Source organism: Pseudomonas sp. 25 R 14 (assembly GCF_900004755.1).
Classification (GTDB): Bacteria; Pseudomonadota; Gammaproteobacteria; order Pseudomonadales; family Pseudomonadaceae; genus Aquipseudomonas; species Aquipseudomonas brenneri.
On sequence record NZ_CVTS01000037.1, the window covers coordinates 1 to 17,500 of the forward strand.

The 17,500-nt window shown below is 58.9% G+C and carries 14 protein-coding genes, 1 tRNA gene and 2 rRNA genes (1 of these 17 cut by a window edge); 1 reads left to right on the plus strand and 16 read right to left on the minus strand.

What is annotated here, in order from left to right; all coding sequences use genetic code 11:
• Positions 1-11 precede the first annotated feature (11 nt).
• From BFQ03_RS09945 to queA, 7 genes are all read right to left on the minus strand, one after another.
• Complete coding sequence (locus tag BFQ03_RS09945) at positions 12-974, minus strand: IS110 family transposase (RefSeq protein WP_065942825.1); 963 nt, start codon at positions 972-974, stop codon at positions 12-14.
• A gap of 309 nt (positions 975-1,283) precedes the next feature.
• Complete coding sequence (locus tag BFQ03_RS09950; RefSeq protein WP_032858310.1) at positions 1,284-1,826, minus strand: glycine zipper 2TM domain-containing protein; 543 nt, start codon at positions 1,824-1,826, stop codon at positions 1,284-1,286.
• A gap of 123 nt (positions 1,827-1,949) precedes the next feature.
• Positions 1,950-2,864 carry a protein translocase subunit SecF gene (gene secF, locus BFQ03_RS09955; protein WP_032858311.1) on the minus strand — a complete coding sequence of 305 codons (915 nt, stop codon included), beginning with the start codon at positions 2,862-2,864 and terminating at the stop codon, positions 1,950-1,952.
• Positions 2,865-2,873: 9 nt separating this feature from the next.
• Entirely contained in the window at positions 2,874-4,742 is a 1,869-nt protein-coding gene (gene secD, locus BFQ03_RS09960; protein WP_032858313.1) for a protein translocase subunit SecD, read from the minus strand.
• 62 nt (positions 4,743-4,804) lie between these two features.
• A complete protein-coding gene (yajC, locus tag BFQ03_RS09965) occupies positions 4,805-5,143 on the minus strand; it encodes a preprotein translocase subunit YajC (protein WP_032858314.1) in 339 nt (112 codons plus the stop codon).
• A 43-nt stretch (positions 5,144-5,186) separates the two neighbouring features.
• On the minus strand, positions 5,187-6,302 hold the full coding sequence (tgt, locus tag BFQ03_RS09970) for a tRNA guanosine(34) transglycosylase Tgt (RefSeq protein WP_032858353.1): 1,116 nt from the start codon (positions 6,300-6,302) through the stop codon (positions 5,187-5,189).
• Between the two features lie 5 nt (positions 6,303-6,307).
• Complete coding sequence (queA, locus tag BFQ03_RS09975) at positions 6,308-7,357, minus strand: tRNA preQ1(34) S-adenosylmethionine ribosyltransferase-isomerase QueA (protein ID WP_065942977.1); 1,050 nt, start codon at positions 7,355-7,357, stop codon at positions 6,308-6,310.
• A gap of 108 nt (positions 7,358-7,465) precedes the next feature.
• Between queA and BFQ03_RS09980 the strand changes: the two genes are divergently transcribed.
• Positions 7,466-7,550, plus strand: a tRNA-Leu gene (locus tag BFQ03_RS09980).
• 112 nt (positions 7,551-7,662) lie between these two features.
• Here the strand turns inward: BFQ03_RS09980 and BFQ03_RS09985 are convergent.
• From BFQ03_RS09985 to BFQ03_RS10025, 9 genes are all read right to left on the minus strand, one after another.
• Positions 7,663-9,408, minus strand: coding sequence for an ABC transporter ATP-binding protein (locus BFQ03_RS09985; protein WP_032858321.1), 1,746 nt, complete (start codon positions 9,406-9,408; stop codon positions 7,663-7,665).
• 55 nt (positions 9,409-9,463) lie between these two features.
• Positions 9,464-10,411 (minus strand): acetamidase/formamidase family protein, encoded by a 948-nt coding sequence (locus BFQ03_RS09990; protein ID WP_032858322.1) that lies wholly within the window; start codon positions 10,409-10,411, stop codon positions 9,464-9,466.
• Positions 10,412-10,487: 76 nt separating this feature from the next.
• Entirely contained in the window at positions 10,488-12,107 is a 1,620-nt protein-coding gene (locus tag BFQ03_RS09995; RefSeq protein ID WP_032858323.1) for an ABC transporter substrate-binding protein, read from the minus strand.
• 29 nt (positions 12,108-12,136) lie between these two features.
• Positions 12,137-13,063: an ABC transporter permease gene (locus BFQ03_RS10000; RefSeq protein ID WP_032858324.1), complete on the minus strand. Its 927-nt coding sequence runs from the start codon at positions 13,061-13,063 to the stop codon at positions 12,137-12,139.
• The gene (locus BFQ03_RS10005; RefSeq protein WP_032858326.1) at positions 13,064-13,912 is read right to left on the minus strand and encodes an ABC transporter permease; all 849 of its coding nucleotides are present in this window, start codon (positions 13,910-13,912) and stop codon (positions 13,064-13,066) included.
• Positions 13,909-14,502, minus strand: coding sequence for an ANTAR domain-containing response regulator (locus tag BFQ03_RS10010; RefSeq protein WP_032858327.1), 594 nt, complete (start codon positions 14,500-14,502; stop codon positions 13,909-13,911). The genes BFQ03_RS10005 and BFQ03_RS10010 overlap by 4 nt, the downstream gene beginning before the upstream one ends.
• The gene (locus tag BFQ03_RS10015; RefSeq protein ID WP_065942978.1) at positions 14,499-15,638 is read right to left on the minus strand and encodes a transporter substrate-binding protein; all 1,140 of its coding nucleotides are present in this window, start codon (positions 15,636-15,638) and stop codon (positions 14,499-14,501) included. Before BFQ03_RS10015 ends, BFQ03_RS10010 begins: the two co-directional genes overlap by 4 nt.
• Before the next feature lie 438 nt (positions 15,639-16,076).
• Positions 16,077-16,192 (minus strand): 5S ribosomal RNA (gene rrf / locus BFQ03_RS10020).
• A 157-nt stretch (positions 16,193-16,349) separates the two neighbouring features.
• Positions 16,350-17,500: ribosomal RNA gene (locus BFQ03_RS10025) — 23S ribosomal RNA — on the minus strand (it continues 1,743 nt past the right edge of the window).

A 17,500-nucleotide genomic window follows, 5' to 3' on the forward strand; every position in this document is an offset into this window, starting at 1 on the left:
TGTGGGAGATTCTATGTTGCAGGGAAACCCTGCAACCTTAAATTCGGCTGATATTCGCTCTGGTTTTTCATCAGCGCGAATGCCACCCGGCAGAGCTTGCGGGCGAGGATCACCAGGGCTTGGGTCTTTGCCAATCCTCGGGCCAGGTAGGACTCGTAATAGGGTTTCCAGGTCGGCGATCGGCTAGCGGCCATTGCTGCGTTGTGAGCAAGGCGCCGTAACTCCGAATCGCCCTTTTTACTCAGGTGCCGAGGACCGGCCTTCTTTCCGGAGTCTTTTGGTCTCAGATCCATCCCCAAGAAAGCGATGAATGCATCGCCACTGGCGAAATGGCCACGCATGAAGGCTGTCGCTAGACCCGTAGCCGTAAGATCACCAACCCCTTCAATGGCTTTGCAGCGCTTGATGTTTTCGGTGATGCCTGCCTCTTTGCTGACTTTGTGCAGCAACTTCTGAATGACCAGCTCAGCTTGTTTGAAGGACTTTAACTGCTGGGCCAATTCGTCCTTCAAAAGCGGTTCGCCCGACCAACTCAGCGTTAGGCTCACGCGCAAGTTGATAAGCTCTGCACGTCGGTGCAGTAAGCTTTTCAATAGCTTATAAGCCTGCGGAGGTGGGCTCCAGAGCCGCAGCCGTTCCTGCTCGCTGCTCAGGTAGCGCGCCAGCAAACGCGCATCGCAAGGGTCTGTTTTCGCCCGTTGGCCAATGCTTTCGCGGTAATGGCTCAACCGATAAGCGTCTACAACGTAAACCCGATGTCCCATTTCATGGGCGAGTTCAGCTGTGTCCAAGTGGTAAGTGCTGGTGGCTTCCAGGGCAATTGAGCTGTTGGCAGGTAGCGTTTTGAGCCAGCGGCCAAGAGCATCGCGGTCGTTGGTAATGGTTTGAATGGCTTTGAGGTCTTCGCGGTAGGCGACGACGTCGGCCTTGGCCACATCGATACCCAGAACCGTTGGTGAAGTAAGGATTGTCATAACAAATCCTCGGAGCTAGTGTTTAAGGGCTTGTCGGGGTCTACCCCAGCGCTGGCTTGCCTCTATCGTCGGTTTTCCCGATGAATTCCTTATCGGCGCTTGGGGTAGAAAGGGCGGGACGAGAAGTCTCCCACGGTCCGTACTGGCTAGAGTCGGAATCGGGCTTTTAGTCACCGCCCACCCCTTCAAGTTTAAACATACAAGCGGGTTTGCTCGCGATAGCGGAGTGTCAGTTTAGATAGACTTGACTGACCCACCGCTATCGCGAGCAAGCCCGCTCCCACATTTTGTATTGCGCCAGACCTGGGATTACTGCTGATTCTGGCCCAGGATCAAACGCCCTTCCTTGTCGACAGGGATCTGGCTACCTGGATCACGCTCCATACGCACCGACCCCTCCTTGCCATCCAGGTTGTAACGCACGTCATAGCCGACAACCTTGTCGCTGATGTCATTGACGGTGTTACAACGCGTCTGGGTGGTGGTGTAGGTATCACGGTTCTGCATGCCTTCCTGAACCTTGTTACCTGCATAACCGCCACCAACCGCACCGGCTACGGTGGCAATCTTCTTGCCAGAACCGCCACCAATCTGATTACCCAACAGGCCGCCTGCCAGGGCGCCAACCACAGTACCGGCGATTTGATGCTGATCCTGCACCGGACGCTGCCGGGTCACGGTGACGTCCTTGCAGACCTCACGAGGGGTTTTGATCTGGGTCTTGACCGGCTGCACCGCCAGCACTTGCGCATACTCAGGGCCGCTTTTTACCAGGCTGTAGGTGGCAACAGCACCCCCGGCAGTCACACCGACAGCACCCAATACCGCACCAACCAGTAACGACTTGTTCACGTGAACCTCCTGACCATCACAAGCGGACTGAAAAGTCCGCGCTATACCCAGCCTTGGAGCAAAAAAAAAGGCGTGAGTTCAATACTCACGCCTTCTTTGTAACAGCGGATCAACAAACACCCATCAAGGGCGGTCGTCGATCTCCTTGTCGGTTGCGACAGGAGGGATCAGGTCCTCGCTGCTGAGGTTCAGCCAGATCAGCACCACGTTGGCGATGTAGATCGACGAGTAGGTACCCGCCAGGACGCCGATAAACAGCGCCAGGGAGAAGCCCCACAGGTTGTCGCCACCGAAGATCATCAGTGCGGCAATCGCCAGCAAGGTGGAGATCGACGTCGCCATGGTGCGCAACAGGGTCTGGGTGGTGGAGATGTTGATGTTTTCGATCAACGTCGCCTTACGCAGCACCCGGAAGTTCTCGCGAACCCGGTCGAATACCACGATGGTGTCGTTGAGTGAGTAACCAATGATCGCCAGCACCGCCGCCAATACTGTCAGGTCGAAGGTAATCTGGAAGTACGCCAGGATGCCCACGGTCACGATCACGTCGTGGATCAGCGAGACAATCGCACCGACACCGAACTTCCACTGAAAGCGGAATGCCAGGTAGATCATGATGCCGGCCAGCGCCATCAGCATGCCGAGGCCGCCCTGGTCGCGCAGTTCTTCACCGACCTGCGGGCCGACGAACTCGACACGCTTGACCGACGCCGGGTTGTCGCCACCGACCTTGAGCAAGGCCTCGGCCACCTGGTGACCCAGTTGCGGGTCTTCGCCAGGCATACGCACCAGCAAGTCGGTAGTCGCGCCAAAGCTCTGCACGATGGCCTCCTGATAACCGGCCTCGTTCAGTTGGGTACGCACCTTGGCAACGTCGGCCGGCTTCTCGTAGGTCAGCTCGATGAGCGTACCGCCGGTGAAGTCCAGACCGTAGTTCAGACCCTTATGAAACCAGCTGAACAACGCCAGGACAGTAAGGAGCACAGTGACGCCGAACGCAACGTTGCGAACGCCCATGAAGTTGATTGTACGTAACATGGCAGCCCCTTAAATCCACAACTTCTTGAAGTCACGCCCGCCATAGATCAGGTTGACCATAGCGCGGGTCACCAGAATGGCCGTGAACATCGAGGTAAAGATACCCAGGGACATGGTCACCGCAAAACCTTTGACCGGGCCGGTGCCCATGGCAAAGAGAATCCCGCCGACCAGCAAAGTGGTCAGGTTGGAGTCGAGAATAGCGGTAAATGCCCGGCCGAAACCTTCGTTGATTGCCCGTTGTACGCTCATGCCCGCCGCGATCTCTTCACGAATCCGCGAGAAGATCAGCACGTTGGCGTCCACCGCCATACCCATGGTGAGTACGATACCGGCGATACCCGGCAGGGTCAGTGTAGCCCCCAGCAGCGACATCAAGGCCAGCAACATGACCATGTTCCCCGCCAGCGCAACGGTGGCGATCACGCCAAAGAAGCGATAGATGGCGATGATGAACAGGGAAACAAACAACATGCCCCACAGCGCCGCATCGACGCCCTTAGTGATGTTGTCGGCACCCAGGCTTGGACCGATGGTGCGTTCTTCAGCAAAGTACATCGGTGCCGCCAGGCCACCGGCACGCAGCAACAGGGCCAGCTCGGAAGACTCACCCTGGCCGTTCAGGCCGGTGATACGGAATTGAGCACCCAGCGGCGACTGAATGGTCGCCAGGCTGATGATCTTCTTCTCTTCCTTGAAGGTCTGGACCGCCACGTCTTTCTCGACGCCGTTGACCATTTGCTTGACGTAGGTGGTCACCGGGCGTTGCTCGATGAAGATCACCGCCATGCTGCGACCGACGTTGCTGCGGGTGGCGCGGTTCATCAGTTCGCCGCCATGACCATCCAGGCGGATGTTCACTTCAGGCGTACCGTGCTCACCGAAACCGGCCTTGGCGTCTGTCACCTGGTCGCCCGTGATGATCAGGCTACGCTCGATCTGCGCAGAAGGACGATTGCCCTCACGGAACTCGAAAGTCTCGGAAGTGGCCTTGGAAGCACCCGGCTCGGCGGCCAGGCGGAACTCAAGGTTGGCGGTCTTGCCGAGGATCCGCTTGGCTTCAGCGGTGTCCTGCACGCCTGGCAGCTCGACCACGATGCGGTTGGCACCCTGGCGCTGAACCAGAGGCTCGGCCACACCCAGCTCGTTGACGCGGTTACGTACCGTGGTCAAGTTCTGCTTGATGGAGTATTCACGGATTTCCGCCAGCTTGGCCGGGGTCATCGCCAGACGCAGCACCGGCTGACCATTGAGGTCGGCAGGCACAATGTCGAAATCGTTAAAGCTCTTGCGAATCAGGGCACGCGCCTGTTCACGGGCGGCCTCGTCAGCAAAGCCCAGCTGGATCGCACCGTTGAGCTGCGGCAGGCTGCGATAACGCAACTTCTCTTTGCGCAGCAGGCTCTTCACATCGCCTTCGTAGACTTTCATGCGCGCGTCGAGGGCTTTGTCCATGTCCACTTCCAACAGGAAGTGCACACCACCGGACAAGTCCAGGCCCAGCTTCATCGGGTGTGCACCGATGCTGCTCAGCCATTTTGGCGTGGTCTGTGCCAGGTTGAGCGCGACGACATAGTCATCCCCCATCACCTTGCGCACGACATCTTTGGCCGGCAATTGGTCTTCCTGCTTGGTCAGGCGCAACAAGCCGCCCTTCGCATCAGCTGCCAATGTTGCCGCCTTGACCTGGATACCCGCGTCAGTGAGCGCTTTGCTCGCGCGTTCCAGATCAGCCTGATTGACCTGCAGCGAAGTGCTGGCGCCAGTGATCTGGATCGCAGGGTCATCAGGATAGAGATTGGGAGCGGAATAAATAAAACCGATCGCCAGCACCGCCAGGATCAGTACGTATTTCCACAGAGGGTATTTGTTCAGCATCACGCCGCCCGCTTATGACGCGGGGCGCCTTGCGCGCCCCGTCGATTGGTAAAAGTTGTTACTCAGATCGCTTTGAGCGTGCCTTTTGGCAGCGTGGCGGCGATGGCGCCTTTCTGGAACTTGATTTCAACGGTGTCGGAAACTTCCAGGACCACGAAAGCGTCGGCAACCTTGGTGATCTTGCCAGCGATGCCGCCGGTGGTGACCACTTCGTCGCCTTTCTGCAAGCTGCCCAGCAGGTTTTTCTGCTCTTTGGCGCGCTTGGCCTGTGGGCGCCAGATCATCAGGTAGAAGATGACCAGGAAGCCGACCAGGAAAATCCACTCGAAACCACCGCCCATAGGACCGGCAGCGGCCGGTGCAGCGGCGTCAGCCATAGCGTTAGAGATAAAAAAGCTCATTTAGCACTCCAGTTGCAAATAGTGAATCTTAGGGTCGGGAAACTCAGTCCAAGGGCGGCACGGGAAGCCCGCGCTTGGCATAGAAGGCATCGACAAAGGCGGCCAATGTACCCTGTTGAATAGCCTCGCGCAAACCAGCCATCAGGACTTGGTAGTGACGCAAATTGTGGATGGTATTCAACATGCTACCCAGCATTTCCCCGCATTTGTCCAGATGGTGCAGATAAGCACGGGAGAAGTTCTGGCAGGTGTAGCAATCACAGGTGGGATCCAGCGGCGAATCATCATGGCGATGGAACGCGTTACGGATCTTCAGCACGCCTGTATCAATGAACAGATGCCCATTGCGGGCATTACGGGTTGGCATCACGCAATCGAACATGTCCACACCGCGGCGCACACCCTCTACGAGATCTTCCGGTTTGCCAACGCCCATAAGGTAACGAGGTTTGTCAGAAGGCATCAGGCCTGGCAGGTAGTCCAGCACCTTGATCATCTCGTGCTTGGGCTCGCCCACCGACAGGCCGCCAATGGCCAGGCCATCGAAACCGATCTTGTCCAGGCCTTCCAGCGAGCGCTTGCGCAGGCTTTCGTGCATGCCACCCTGGACGATGCCGAACAGCGCGGCAGTGTTGTCGCCATGGGCATTCTTCGAACGCTGGGCCCAGCGCAGCGACAACTCCATGGAAATCCGCGCCACATCTTCATCGGCCGGGTACGGCGTGCACTCGTCAAAAATCATCACGATGTCAGAGCCCAGGTCGCGCTGGACCTGCATCGACTCCTCCGGGCCCATGAACACCTTGGAACCGTCCACCGGCGAGGCGAAGGTCACGCCCTCCTCCTTGATCTTGCGCATGGCGCCCAGGCTGAACACCTGGAAACCACCGGAGTCGGTGAGGATCGGGCCTTGCCACTTCATGAAATCGTGCAAGTCACCGTGCTTCTTGATCACTTCCGTGCCCGGGCGCAGCCACAGGTGGAAGGTGTTGCCGAGGATGATCTCGGCGCCGGTGGCAACGATGTCACGCGGCAGCATGCCCTTGACGGTGCCGTAGGTGCCGACCGGCATGAACGCCGGGGTCTCCACAGTGCCACGGGGGAAGGTCAGGCGACCGCGACGGGCCTTGCCGTCGGTGGCCAATAATTCAAACGACATACGACTCATAGTTGTTCCTCTGGGCCGCGCGGCGCCGGATTACGGGTGATAAACATCGCATCACCGTAGCTGAAAAAACGGTACCCGTTATCGATGGCGGCCTGGTAGGCGGCCATGGTTTCGGGGTAACCGGCAAATGCCGAGACCAGCATCAACAGCGTGGATTCGGGCAAATGGAAGTTGGTGACCAGGCAATCGACCACATGGAACGGCCGGCCTGGGTAGATAAAGATATCGGTGTCGCCACTGAACGGCTTGAGCACGCCATCGCGCGCCGCACTCTCCAGGGAACGCACGCTGGTGGTGCCCACTGCGACCACTCGCCCACCGCGTGCCTTGCACGCGTTGACCGCATCCACGACGTCCTGGCTGACTTCCAGCCATTCGCTGTGCATATGGTGGTCTTCGATGTTATCCACACGTACCGGCTGAAACGTCCCGGCCCCCACGTGCAGGGTCACATAGGCCGTCTCGACGCCCTTGGCCGCAATCGCATCCAGCAGCGGCTGGTCGAAATGCAACCCGGCCGTCGGCGCAGCGACGGCACCAAGGCGCTGGGAGTACACCGTCTGATAGCGCTCGCGGTCCGAGTCTTCGTCGGGGCGGTCTATATAAGGAGGCAACGGCATATGACCGACACGCTCCAACAGCGGCAACACTTCCTCGGCAAACTTGAGCTCGAACAACGCGTCATGGCGCGCGACCATCTCGGCTTCGCCACCGCCATCAATCAGAATGTTCGACCCTGGTTTGGGTGATTTGCTGGAGCGCACATGGGCCAGCACACGATGGCTGTCCAGCACCCGCTCCACCAGAATTTCCAGCTTGCCGCCGGAAGCTTTCTGGCCAAACAGCCGCGCCGGAATCACCCGGGTATTGTTGAAGACCATCAAGTCGCCTGGGCGCAAATGCTCAAGCAAATCAGTGAATTGACGGTGTGCAAGGGCACCGCTGACCCCGTCCAGGGTCAACAGTCGACTGGCGCGACGCTCGGCCAAAGGGTGGCGAGCAATCAGCGAATCCGGGAGTTCAAAAGTAAAGTCAGCAACGCGCATGATGGGGTTCGTCTAGCAGGGCCGGGAAGTCTAGCGGAAATAGTGAAAATAGACCATGAAACGTGATTGACCAACGGTAATCACCTCTCTATACTTCGCCGCCATTGAGCCCTGATGGCGGAATTGGTAGACGCGGCGGATTCAAAATCCGTTTTCGAAAGGAGTGGGAGTTCGAGTCTCCCTCGGGGCACCATATAGCAGTATCTGAAAGTCTCTACCAGACTCTCAGCAACAGAGAAACCGGCCACTTGAGCCGGTTTTTTTGTGTCTGGCCATCGGCCCGGCTATAGCGCAATCGCGATCGACTACCCCACCGCCACCCAATGCCCCCCGCCCACCTCGTGAAACTTCTGCACCGGCGCTTCAAAGCCCTTGCCCTTGATCGGGCTGGGTTGCTCGAACTCTTGCAGCAACGCCTTGAAGTCGCGCTTCTGATCGACATCGGGCATTGGCACCGCGCTTAACAGGCGTTTGGTGTAGGGATGCTGGGGATTGTGCAGTACGTGATCACGGCGGCCGATCTCGACAATCTGCCCGCCATACATCACGGCGACACGATGGCAGATGCGCTCGACCACGGCCATGTCGTGGGAGATGAACAGGTAGCTGAGTCGATGCTGTTCGCGCAGGTGTTCCAGCAGCTCAAGCACCTGGGCCTGCACTGACACATCGAGGGCCGAGACGGATTCATCGGCGATGATGACTTTGGGGTTGAGCGCCAATGCCCGGGCAATGCAGATACGCTGGCGCTGCCCGCCCGAGAACTGGTGTGGGTAGCGATACATGGCGTCAACCGGCATGTCGACCTGGCGCAACAGCTCGGCGACACGTTCCTGTCGTTGCGCCAGTGGCAACTGGTCATGGATCAACAGCGGCTCACCTACCAGCTCCAGGATGTTTTTGCGTGGGTTCAGGGCCGCGTAAGGGTCCTGGAAGACCATCTGGATATCACGCCGCACAGCCTGAAGCTCGGCGCCGTGCAAGCCGTTCAGTTCCTTGCCGAACAACTGCACGCTGCCTTGATAGGCCAGCATATTCATCAACGCCTTGCCGGTGGTGGATTTACCGCATCCGCTCTCCCCGACCAGCCCCAGGGTTTCGCCCTGGCGCAGTTCAAAGTTGACGCCTTCTACCGCGTGTACCTGTTTGTCCTCCTCGAACCAGCCCATGCGCACAGGAAAACGCACCGACAAGTCGCGCACCTGCAAGACCACCGGTTGCTGGCTGACGTCACCCGGCTGGCCCGCCGTGCCCAGCACCGGCACCGCTGCGAGCAATTTACGGGTGTAGTCGGCCTGAGGTTGGGTGAACAACTGGCGCACGGGCGCTTGTTCTTCGGTGCGGCCATGGTTCATCACCACCACCTGGTCGGCCATTTCAGCGACCACCCCCATGTCGTGCGTGATCATCAGCAAGCTGGTGCCGTAGACCTGTTGCAGCTCGCGCATCAGCTCCAGGATCTGCGCCTGGATGGTCACGTCCAGTGCAGTGGTCGGTTCATCGGCGATCAGTACCTTGGGGCGGCAGAGCATGGCCATCGCGATCATCACGCGCTGGCGCATGCCGCCGGATAACTCATGAGGGTACTGCTGCAAGCGCTTTTCCACCTGCGGCATGCGCACTGATTCAAGCATCTCCCGGGCGCGCTGGCGCAGCGCCTGGCGCCCCAGTGGTTCGTGCCGACGCAGCGTCTCCTGCAGTTGTTGGCCAACGGTCATCAGCGGATTCAGCGATGTCATCGGCTCCTGGAAAATCATGCCTATCTGCTTGCCGCGCAAGCGTTGCAACTCGCGCTCGGGCGCGCCGATCAAGTCGCGCCCTTCAAAGCTGATCGCGCCTTCGGCCACCCGGACGGCCTTGGGCAACAGCCCCATGATCGCCAGTGACGACAGCGATTTACCACTGCCAGACTCCCCGGCAATACACAGTGTCTGGCCGGCAAACAGGTCGAAGCTCAGGTGATCGACCACGCGCCGGGAGCTGGCCCCCATGCCGACATCAATGGACAGCTGCTGCACCGACAGAATCGGCTGGGAGGTCCCGTTACTCATCAAAGCTCCTCACGCGTGAAGCAATAAACGCCTAGCCGTTGGCGATGAACAGCCATCAGGCAAATACGATTTTCGGGAAGTAGAACGACACGACCCAGTTGGGCAGGTCAACGATCTCGCTGATGCGTAAATCGCCACACACCGAGCACAGCATGTACGCCTGCTCCGCCGGCATATGGTGCTCACGGCACAGCCAGTCGATGGTGTTGCTGACGGCCTGACGCGCGGCTTGCATCAAGTCCGGGCCGATGCCGGTGAAGGCTTCGTAGCCCGCACCGTCCAGGTGACGGGTCACGGGGCCTGGGGTGCTGAAGCGCGGCGTTGCCAGCGGGGTGTTCTTGATCAGGTCCAGCTTCACCACCACGTCCATCGCGCTCTCGATTGCGGTACCACACACCTCGCCATCGCCTTGCGCGGCGTGAGTATCGCCAATCGACAACAAGGCGCCGCTGACCTCCACCGGCAGGTACAACGTGGTACCGGCCGACAGGTCGCGGATGTCCAAATTGCCGCCGACCCGGCGCGGCGGCACCACCGAGTGCAAGCCCGCCAACGCTGGCGCCAGGCCGATGGTGCCGGCGAAGGGCTTGAGCGGCACCTTGGCGAACGTGCTGAAGGCCGCTGGGCTCAGGGCCAGTTTGTCGTAGTGCCACAGCACCAGGGCGGGGTCCGTGAACTGGTCAGCGAGCAGACCAAACCCCGGGATGTTGGCCGTCCAGCCAAAGCCACTCGGTTTGAAGCTGTCGAGGGTGATTTTCAGCACGTCGCCTGGCTCTGCACCCTCGACAAAAATCGGTCCGGTGACCGGGTTGATGGTGTCAAACGGCACCTGGGTGACATCGCTCACCGTCGATTGCGGCGTGAAGAAGCCGTTGGACGAATCCCGGCAGCAGAACTCCAGCATGGCACCTGGCGCCACCCGGGCGGTCGGTTCGATGCTGTTGTCCCAGCCGAAATGGCTGTTGACGCTGTGAATGGTCTTGACCAGGCAGTTCTGGCACATAGGGAGAAAGCTCCACGTAAAGACCACGCCCGGAAGGCGTGGTGGCTGACAGGCCAGCGCGCAGGCCGGCTGCGCTTTATTTCAGGTAGATGTAGTTGTAGTTGACCGGGATGTGCACCGGATCGACGTACAGCGCGTCGCTGCCGCCCATGCGCGAGGAGCGCACGGTGAAGCGCTGTTCGTTGAAGATCGGGACCCACGGCGCATCGGCCATCACATCGATGAAGATCTTCTTCCACAGGGCCGTACGCTCGGCCTGTTGCTCCGGCTTGGCCATGCTGTCGGCCTTGGCGGCCAGCGCATCCAGGCTCTTGTTGCAATACAGCGCCCAGTTCCAGCCACCGTCCACCGCACTGTCACAGCCCAGGATCGGCCCGTAGAAATTCGAGGGGTCCGGGAAGTCGGCAATCCAGGCCATGCCACCAGACCACACCATCGGCGCCTGGTCCTTGGAACCGCCTGCCGCAATCACGTTGGCTTGCGCCAGGGACTTGATCTTCACACGCACCCCGACCTTCGCCAGGTCTTGCTGGATAGCCTGGGCGATACGCGGCTGCGGATCGGTGTTCATCACGTACATCTCGGTGTCGAAACCCTTGTCGAAGCCGGCTTCGGCCAAGAGCTTCTTCGCGCCTTCGACATCGTAGGCGTAGCCTTTGTAGTCCTTGTCGTAGCCCGGCATCGCTGGCGGCAGCGGCTGGTTGGCCGGGACCGCGCGGCCGTTGATGATGCGCACAATGCGATCCTTGCTGATCGCCATGTTCACCGCCTGGCGCACCTTGAGGTTGTCGAAGGGCGGCAGTGTGGTTTTCAGGGTCAGGTAGCCGGTCTGCAATTGATCACCGATGACCACCAGGTTCTTGAACTTGGGATCGTTCTTGAACTCCAGGAACTTGGCCGGCGGCACACCGTCGCCCGCGATATCGACCTCGCCCTTCTGCAAGCGCAGGAGTGCGACCATCGGATCCTGACCGACTTCAAAGGTAATCGTGTCGAGGTGCGGCAGGCCTGCCTTGAAATAGCTCGGGTTCTTCTTGAACAGAATCTGTTGCCCCAGCTTCCACTCCGCCAGGCTGTAGGCGCCGGTGCCCACCGGATGCTTGCCGAAGTCCGCGCCCCACTTCTCGACCTCCTCCTTGGGTACGACAAAGGAGAAATTGATCGCCATCACCTGCAGGAATGTCGCATTCGCCGACTTGAGCGTGATCTTGACGGTGTAATCGTCGACGACCTCAATGCCCGACAAATGCTCGGCCTTGTTGGTCGTCATGTCTTCATAGCCCACGATCGAACTGAAGAAGCCCGCGCCAGGGCTCTGGGTTTTCGGGTTGACGGTACGCTCCAGGGAATACTTCACGTCGCTGGCCTTGAGTTCGCGACCGTTCTGGAACTTCACGCCTTTCTTCAAGGTGAAGGTATAGACGGTGCCATCCTCGGAGATGCTGTAGTCCGACGCCAGGTTCTTGGTCAGCTCTGTAGTGCCAGGCTTGTAGTCCATCAGCCCGTCGAACAGGCTTTTGATCATCGACCAATTCTGCCAGTCATAACCGATGGCCGGGTCGAGGGTGGCCACATCGTTTTGATAGGTAATGACGGCGGCGCCACCGTCTTTGGCGTTTGGATCAAAGTCATCGGCCAACAGATTGCCGGCAAACAATGCAGCCGCGATGGCCAAGGATAATGCTTTGCGATTCATGCTCCAGCCCCTTACCTATGGTGATGTTCTTAGTGTTTTTTGATGTCGATACGCGGGTCGACCCAAGGGATCACCAGGTCGGCGACCAGGTTGCCCAAAACGATTGCCACCGCTGAAACCGTGGTCACCCCGACAATCACCGGGATGTCGACTTGCTGGATCGCCTGCCATGTCAACTGGCCGATCCCAGGCCAGCCGAAGACTGACTCGACCACCACCAGCCCGCCCATGAAGATCCCGATGTCGATGCCGATCATCGGAATCACCGGCACGATGGCGTTGGGCAATACATGGCGCAAAACCACACGTACGCGGCTCAAGCCCTTGGCCCGGGCGGTGCGAATGAAGTCCTGGTGCAGCACCTCGATCATTGAGGAGCGCACCATGCGCGAGTACCAGCCGCTGCCGAGAATGCCCAGGGTCAGGGCCGGCAACAGCAGGTGTTTGAAGCCGCCATAACCGCCCATGGGGAACCAGTCCAACTGCACGGCGAAGAAGTACAGGAACAGCATCGCCGCGATGAACTGGGGGGCCGACACGCCGATAAACGAGAGAGCCATCAAGGCTTTGTCGGCCCAACTGTCGCGACGCAATGCGGCGATCACGCCGAGGCTGATGCCAATCAGCAGCTCGAAACCGATGCCGGCAGCCATCAATTCCAGGGACGGACGCAAGCGCGCGCCGATCAGCTCCGTCACCGGGCTGCGCTGGATGTAGGAGCGCCCGAGGTCGCCCTGCACCAGGTTGCCCAGGTAATTGGCGTACTGTTGATAGAACGGCAAGTCGAGCCCTAGCTGCATGCGGATCCCGGCCACCACTTCGGGCGTGGCACTGCGCCCGGCAATCTGGCGTGCCGGGTCAGCAGGCAGCATAAACAGCAGCAGGTACGTGATGAAGGTCACGCCAAGCAGGATCAACAGCGAGTAGCCGATGCGACGACTGATGAAGGCCAACATTCAGCTTCTCCCTTGCAGGGTAGGATCGAGTTCATCGCGCAGGGCATCGCCCACCAGGTTGAATGCCAGCGACAGCAGGACAATCGCAATGCCGGGGAAAAACACCAGCCACGGTGCCGAGGTGAAGTAGGTCTGGCTCTCGAAAATGATGTTGCCCCAGCTCGGCGTTGGCGGCTGGACCCCTACGCCCAGGTACGACAAGGTGGCTTCCAGCAACACCGTGGTCGAGATGCCCAGGGTGGCCCAGACCAGGATGGTCGGCAGCAAATGTGGCAGCAGGTGAGAGAACAGAATGCGCAGCGAACTGGCGCCCAGGGTTCGCTCTACGGCCACGAAGTCACGGGCGCTCAGGGCGATGGTTTCGGAGTAGATCACCCGGGCGATCTGCACCCAGTTGACCATGGCAATCACCAGGGCGACGATCCACACGCTGGGCTGGAAAATCGCCGACAGCGCAATCGCCAGCAGCAAGGCCGGGAACGCCATCATCAGGTCGGTGAAGCGCATCAGCGTGCTGCCGACCCAGCCGCGCAGGAAGCCCGCGCTCAACCCCACCAACGTGCCGATCAACACCGCCAGGCCATTGGCGAGCAAACCGATGAACAATGACGTCCGCGCGCCATAGATCAACCGCGACAGCAGATCACGGCCGAGTAGATCAGTGCCCAGTAGGTACGGCGTATCAGGTGGCAGGGGCGCACCTTCCAGCGACAGGCCCTCGACAAATTGCTCGGACGGGTCGTACGGGCTCATCCACGGTGCAAACAACGCCAGTAACACGACAATCACAATGTACAACAGCGACAACGCCACCGCCGGGCGGCGAACCAAGGCACGCAACAGCCTCATAGCTGGCCCCTGCTCGGCTGCAGGTGGTCCGCCGCCAGATCCGCGCACAAGTCATCCAGGCTACGGTTCAGGTGCATGGACAGGCTGCGCAGACGCTCATAGGCCTCACGCTCATCGATCTGCTGCTCGACCATCAGCCGCGCCAGTGCCTGGGCCAGCAGCGGCCGGGCCAGGAGTCGTTGTTGCAGCGCGCCAATGGTCTGTGCGTCGCTGTCGAGTCGCTCACGCAGACCGATCGCCATCATCAACGTGGTGTAGACCGAGCCTTGGGTGATCGGCTTGTTCAGCAACGCCGTGGCCCCCAACTCAATGGCACGCTGGATATGCGCCAGGGTTTCGTGGGAGGTCAGCGCAACAATGGGTACGCCGGCAGCATTCAGGCGTTGCAGGGTGGTGGGGCTGGCGAAGGGCTCCAACTCGACGATGGCGGCAAAACAACCGTCGAGCGAATCATCCGCGTCCTCAAACAACTCCTGTGCAGTAATCCCCAGCCGCTGCAGGCTCTTGTGCAGATTAGCCAGGCTGCGGGGCTCGCAGTCGATCAACAGCAACCGACCTGCTTCAAAGTCCGGGCGTTTGAACAGGCTCATTTGACGATCCTCAGGCGGGGTGCTGGTGCAACTGCGCGCAGACGTTGAAATTCACTCAGGTCGGTGGCGGTCAGATAAGGGTCGGCCGGCAGTGGCCGTGCCTCACTGTGCAAGACCACAAAACGTCCTGCGCGCAGTTCAGCAATATGGCACGGCTGGCTGCTGTGGTTGTTGCGCTCGGCGATGGCCAGGCTGCCGAATACGCTGTCCTGCGGGTGGTCATACACGTAGCGGCAAATCCTATCGGGGTCATCGCTGCCACACTGTTCCAGCGCACGGGCAAACAGGTGCAGGGCCACGTACATCCCGGTATAGAAGTGCGAAATCGGGCACACCCCATGCAACATGTGCTGCTGCTGGCTGAACGCGGGGGCGACTTCTTCAAAGAACGGGCCGCACGACAACACACGCAGGCTGCGCAGGTCGCCGACGTCACTCAATTCAGCCTCGGTCAGGTTGCAGCTCAACACCGGCAGGCTCCAACCGACGCTATTGCACGCTGCATCCAACTGCTGCAAAAAGGCGTAGGAGGACTTCCCGATCAAGTTGTTGAGAATGAACGCCGGCCGCTCTGCCAGGAGCGTCTGGATCAACTCACTGAAGGGCGTTGCATCCAGGTGGATGTAGCGTTCCAGCAACACCTCGGCGCCGGCCACTTCGAGCACTTCACGGGCAACCCGATTACTTTCCCAACCCCAGCTGTAGTTCGAACCCAGCAGCACGGCGCGCTTGCCAAACGTCTGCAGGGCGTAGCGCAACAAAGGGATCAACGTCTGGTTCGGGCAACCGCCGAGATAGAGCACATGCTCACTGCTCTCGAACCCCTCATACGGGCAGGCGTACCACAACAGGCCGGCGTTTTGCTCCAGATCCGGAATGATCTCCTTGCGACTGGCGGAGGTAGTCGTGCCGAAGATGTGCCGAACCCCAGACTGCATCAATTCCACAGCCCCTTCGCTGTACCGGTGCAGAACACCTCGTGGATTGAGGTGGGTGGCACGCAGGACAAAGTCATAGCTGGGGTTGCCATTGATCTGCGTAAGCGCGTGAGTTGCCCCGGCCAACGCATTGCGGCCAACACTTTTGTAAGTGCCCTCGGTGGAGAGCAACAGCCCAACCTCAATGGTACGACGCATCTATTTTCCCCAAAAAAAAACCTGATCGACCAGCGGACTGGTCAATCAGGCTTCATTACCTGGCGCTCAAGGCGTGCGATGTCTGTCGGCAAGACTTAATGACCAGGGCCAGGCTTGCTCGTAGGTTTAGCTATGAAAGAAGCGTGCCATCTTTATAGTGGCCCAGGATCAGGGGCGTTCCATAGTGTGCAAGGCTCGCGTCAGCACTGAGCTGGAGCGCATTGGTCTTTCTGGGCATCAGAATGGTGCGCGCAATAGGAGACAAACTTGCGCGGACTCCGGGCGTGATTACCCCGCACAGATGTAACGTTAATTCCCATACAGTTGCCGTCGCCTTGCGCCGGATGCGGCAATACGAGACAAACATTTGCCGGAGCCCTTTCCGAGCGCCCAAAACAAAACCCCAACTGCTTTCGCAATTGGGGTTTCGGAATTTAATCTTGACGATGACCTACTCTCACATGGGGAAACCCCACACTACCATCGGCGATGCATCGTTTCACTACTGAGTTCGGGATGGGATCAGGTGGTTCCAATGCTCTATGGTCGTCAAGAAATTCGGGTACTGAGTCGTGGCCAGTTGGCCTCGCTTCAGCAAATTGGGTATGTAATAGAATTCGGTGTTTTGTGAGAATCGAACTTTCGGTTCATTTCGTCTTCACACACCGCAATCTGATGCTCTTTCGAGTAGTCAAATTGCTTGGGTGTTATATGGTCAAGCCTCACGGGCAATTAGTATTGGTTAGCTCAACGCCTCACAGCGCTTACACACCCAACCTATCAACGTCGTAGTCTTCGACGGCCCTTCAGGGAACTCAAGGTTCCAGTGAGATCTCATCTTGAGGCTAGTTTCCCGCTTAGATGCTTTCAGCGGTTATCTATTCCGAACATAGCTACCCGGCAATGCCACTGGCGTGACAACCGGAACACCAGAGGTTCGTCCACTCCGGTCCTCTCGTACTAGGAGCAGCCCCTCTCAAATCTCAAACGTCCACGGCAGATAGGGACCGAACTGTCTCACGACGTTCTAAACCCAGCTCGCGTACCACTTTAAATGGCGAACAGCCATACCCTTGGGACCGGCTTCAGCCCCAGGATGTGATGAGCCGACATCGAGGTGCCAAACACCGCCGTCGATATGAACTCTTGGGCGGTATCAGCCTGTTATCCCCGGAGTACCTTTTATCCGTTGAGCGATGGCCCTTCCATACAGAACCACCGGATCACTAAGACCTACTTTCGTACCTGCTCGACGTGTCTGTCTCGCAGTCAAGCGCGCTTTTGCCTTTATACTCTACGACCGATTTCCGACCGGTCTGAGCGCACCTTCGTACTCCTCCGTTACTCTTTAGGAGGAGACCGCCCCAGTCAAACTACCCACCATACACTGTCCTCGATCCGGATAACGGACCTGAGTTAGAACCTCAAAGTTGCCAGGGTGGTATTTCAAGGTTGGCTCCACGCGAACTGGCGTCCACGCTTCAAAGCCTCCCACCTATCCTACACAAGCAAATTCAAAGTCCAGTGCAAAGCTATAGTAAAGGTTCACGGGGTCTTTCCGTCTAGCCGCGGATACACTGCATCTTCACAGCGATTTCAATTTCACTGAGTCTCGGGTGGAGACAGCGCCGCCATCGTTACGCCATTCGTGCAGGTCGGAACTTACCCGACAAGGAATTTCGCTACCTTAGGACCGTTATAGTTACGGCCGCCGTTTACCGGGGCTTCGATCAAGAGCTTCGCGTTAGCTAACCCCATCAATTAACCTTCCGGCACCGGGCAGGCGTCACACCCTATACGTCCACTTTCGTGTTTGCAGAGTGCTGTGTTTTTAATAAACAGTCGCAGCGGCCTGGTATCTT

Coding starts and splice junctions, on each gene's coding strand:
- BFQ03_RS10015 (WP_065942978.1), bottom strand. CDS start 15,638: ATGCGTCGTACCATTGAGGTTGGGCTGTTGCTCTCCACCGAGGGCACT.
- yajC (WP_032858314.1), bottom strand. CDS start 5,143: ATGAGCTTTTTTATCTCTAACGCTATGGCTGACGCCGCTGCACCGGCC.
- BFQ03_RS09945 (WP_065942825.1), bottom strand. CDS start 974: ATGACAATCCTTACTTCACCAACGGTTCTGGGTATCGATGTGGCCAAG.
- BFQ03_RS10000 (WP_032858324.1), bottom strand. CDS start 13,063: ATGTTGGCCTTCATCAGTCGTCGCATCGGCTACTCGCTGTTGATCCTG.
- BFQ03_RS09990 (WP_032858322.1), bottom strand. CDS start 10,411: ATGTGCCAGAACTGCCTGGTCAAGACCATTCACAGCGTCAACAGCCAT.
- BFQ03_RS09985 (WP_032858321.1), bottom strand. CDS start 9,408: ATGAGTAACGGGACCTCCCAGCCGATTCTGTCGGTGCAGCAGCTGTCC.
- secD (WP_032858313.1), bottom strand. CDS start 4,742: ATGCTGAACAAATACCCTCTGTGGAAATACGTACTGATCCTGGCGGTG.
- BFQ03_RS10005 (WP_032858326.1), bottom strand. CDS start 13,912: ATGAGGCTGTTGCGTGCCTTGGTTCGCCGCCCGGCGGTGGCGTTGTCG.
- BFQ03_RS09995 (WP_032858323.1), bottom strand. CDS start 12,107: ATGAATCGCAAAGCATTATCCTTGGCCATCGCGGCTGCATTGTTTGCC.
- tgt (WP_032858353.1), bottom strand. CDS start 6,302: ATGTCGTTTGAATTATTGGCCACCGACGGCAAGGCCCGTCGCGGTCGC.
- BFQ03_RS10010 (WP_032858327.1), bottom strand. CDS start 14,502: ATGAGCCTGTTCAAACGCCCGGACTTTGAAGCAGGTCGGTTGCTGTTG.
- secF (WP_032858311.1), bottom strand. CDS start 2,864: ATGTTACGTACAATCAACTTCATGGGCGTTCGCAACGTTGCGTTCGGC.
- queA (WP_065942977.1), bottom strand. CDS start 7,357: ATGCGCGTTGCTGACTTTACTTTTGAACTCCCGGATTCGCTGATTGCT.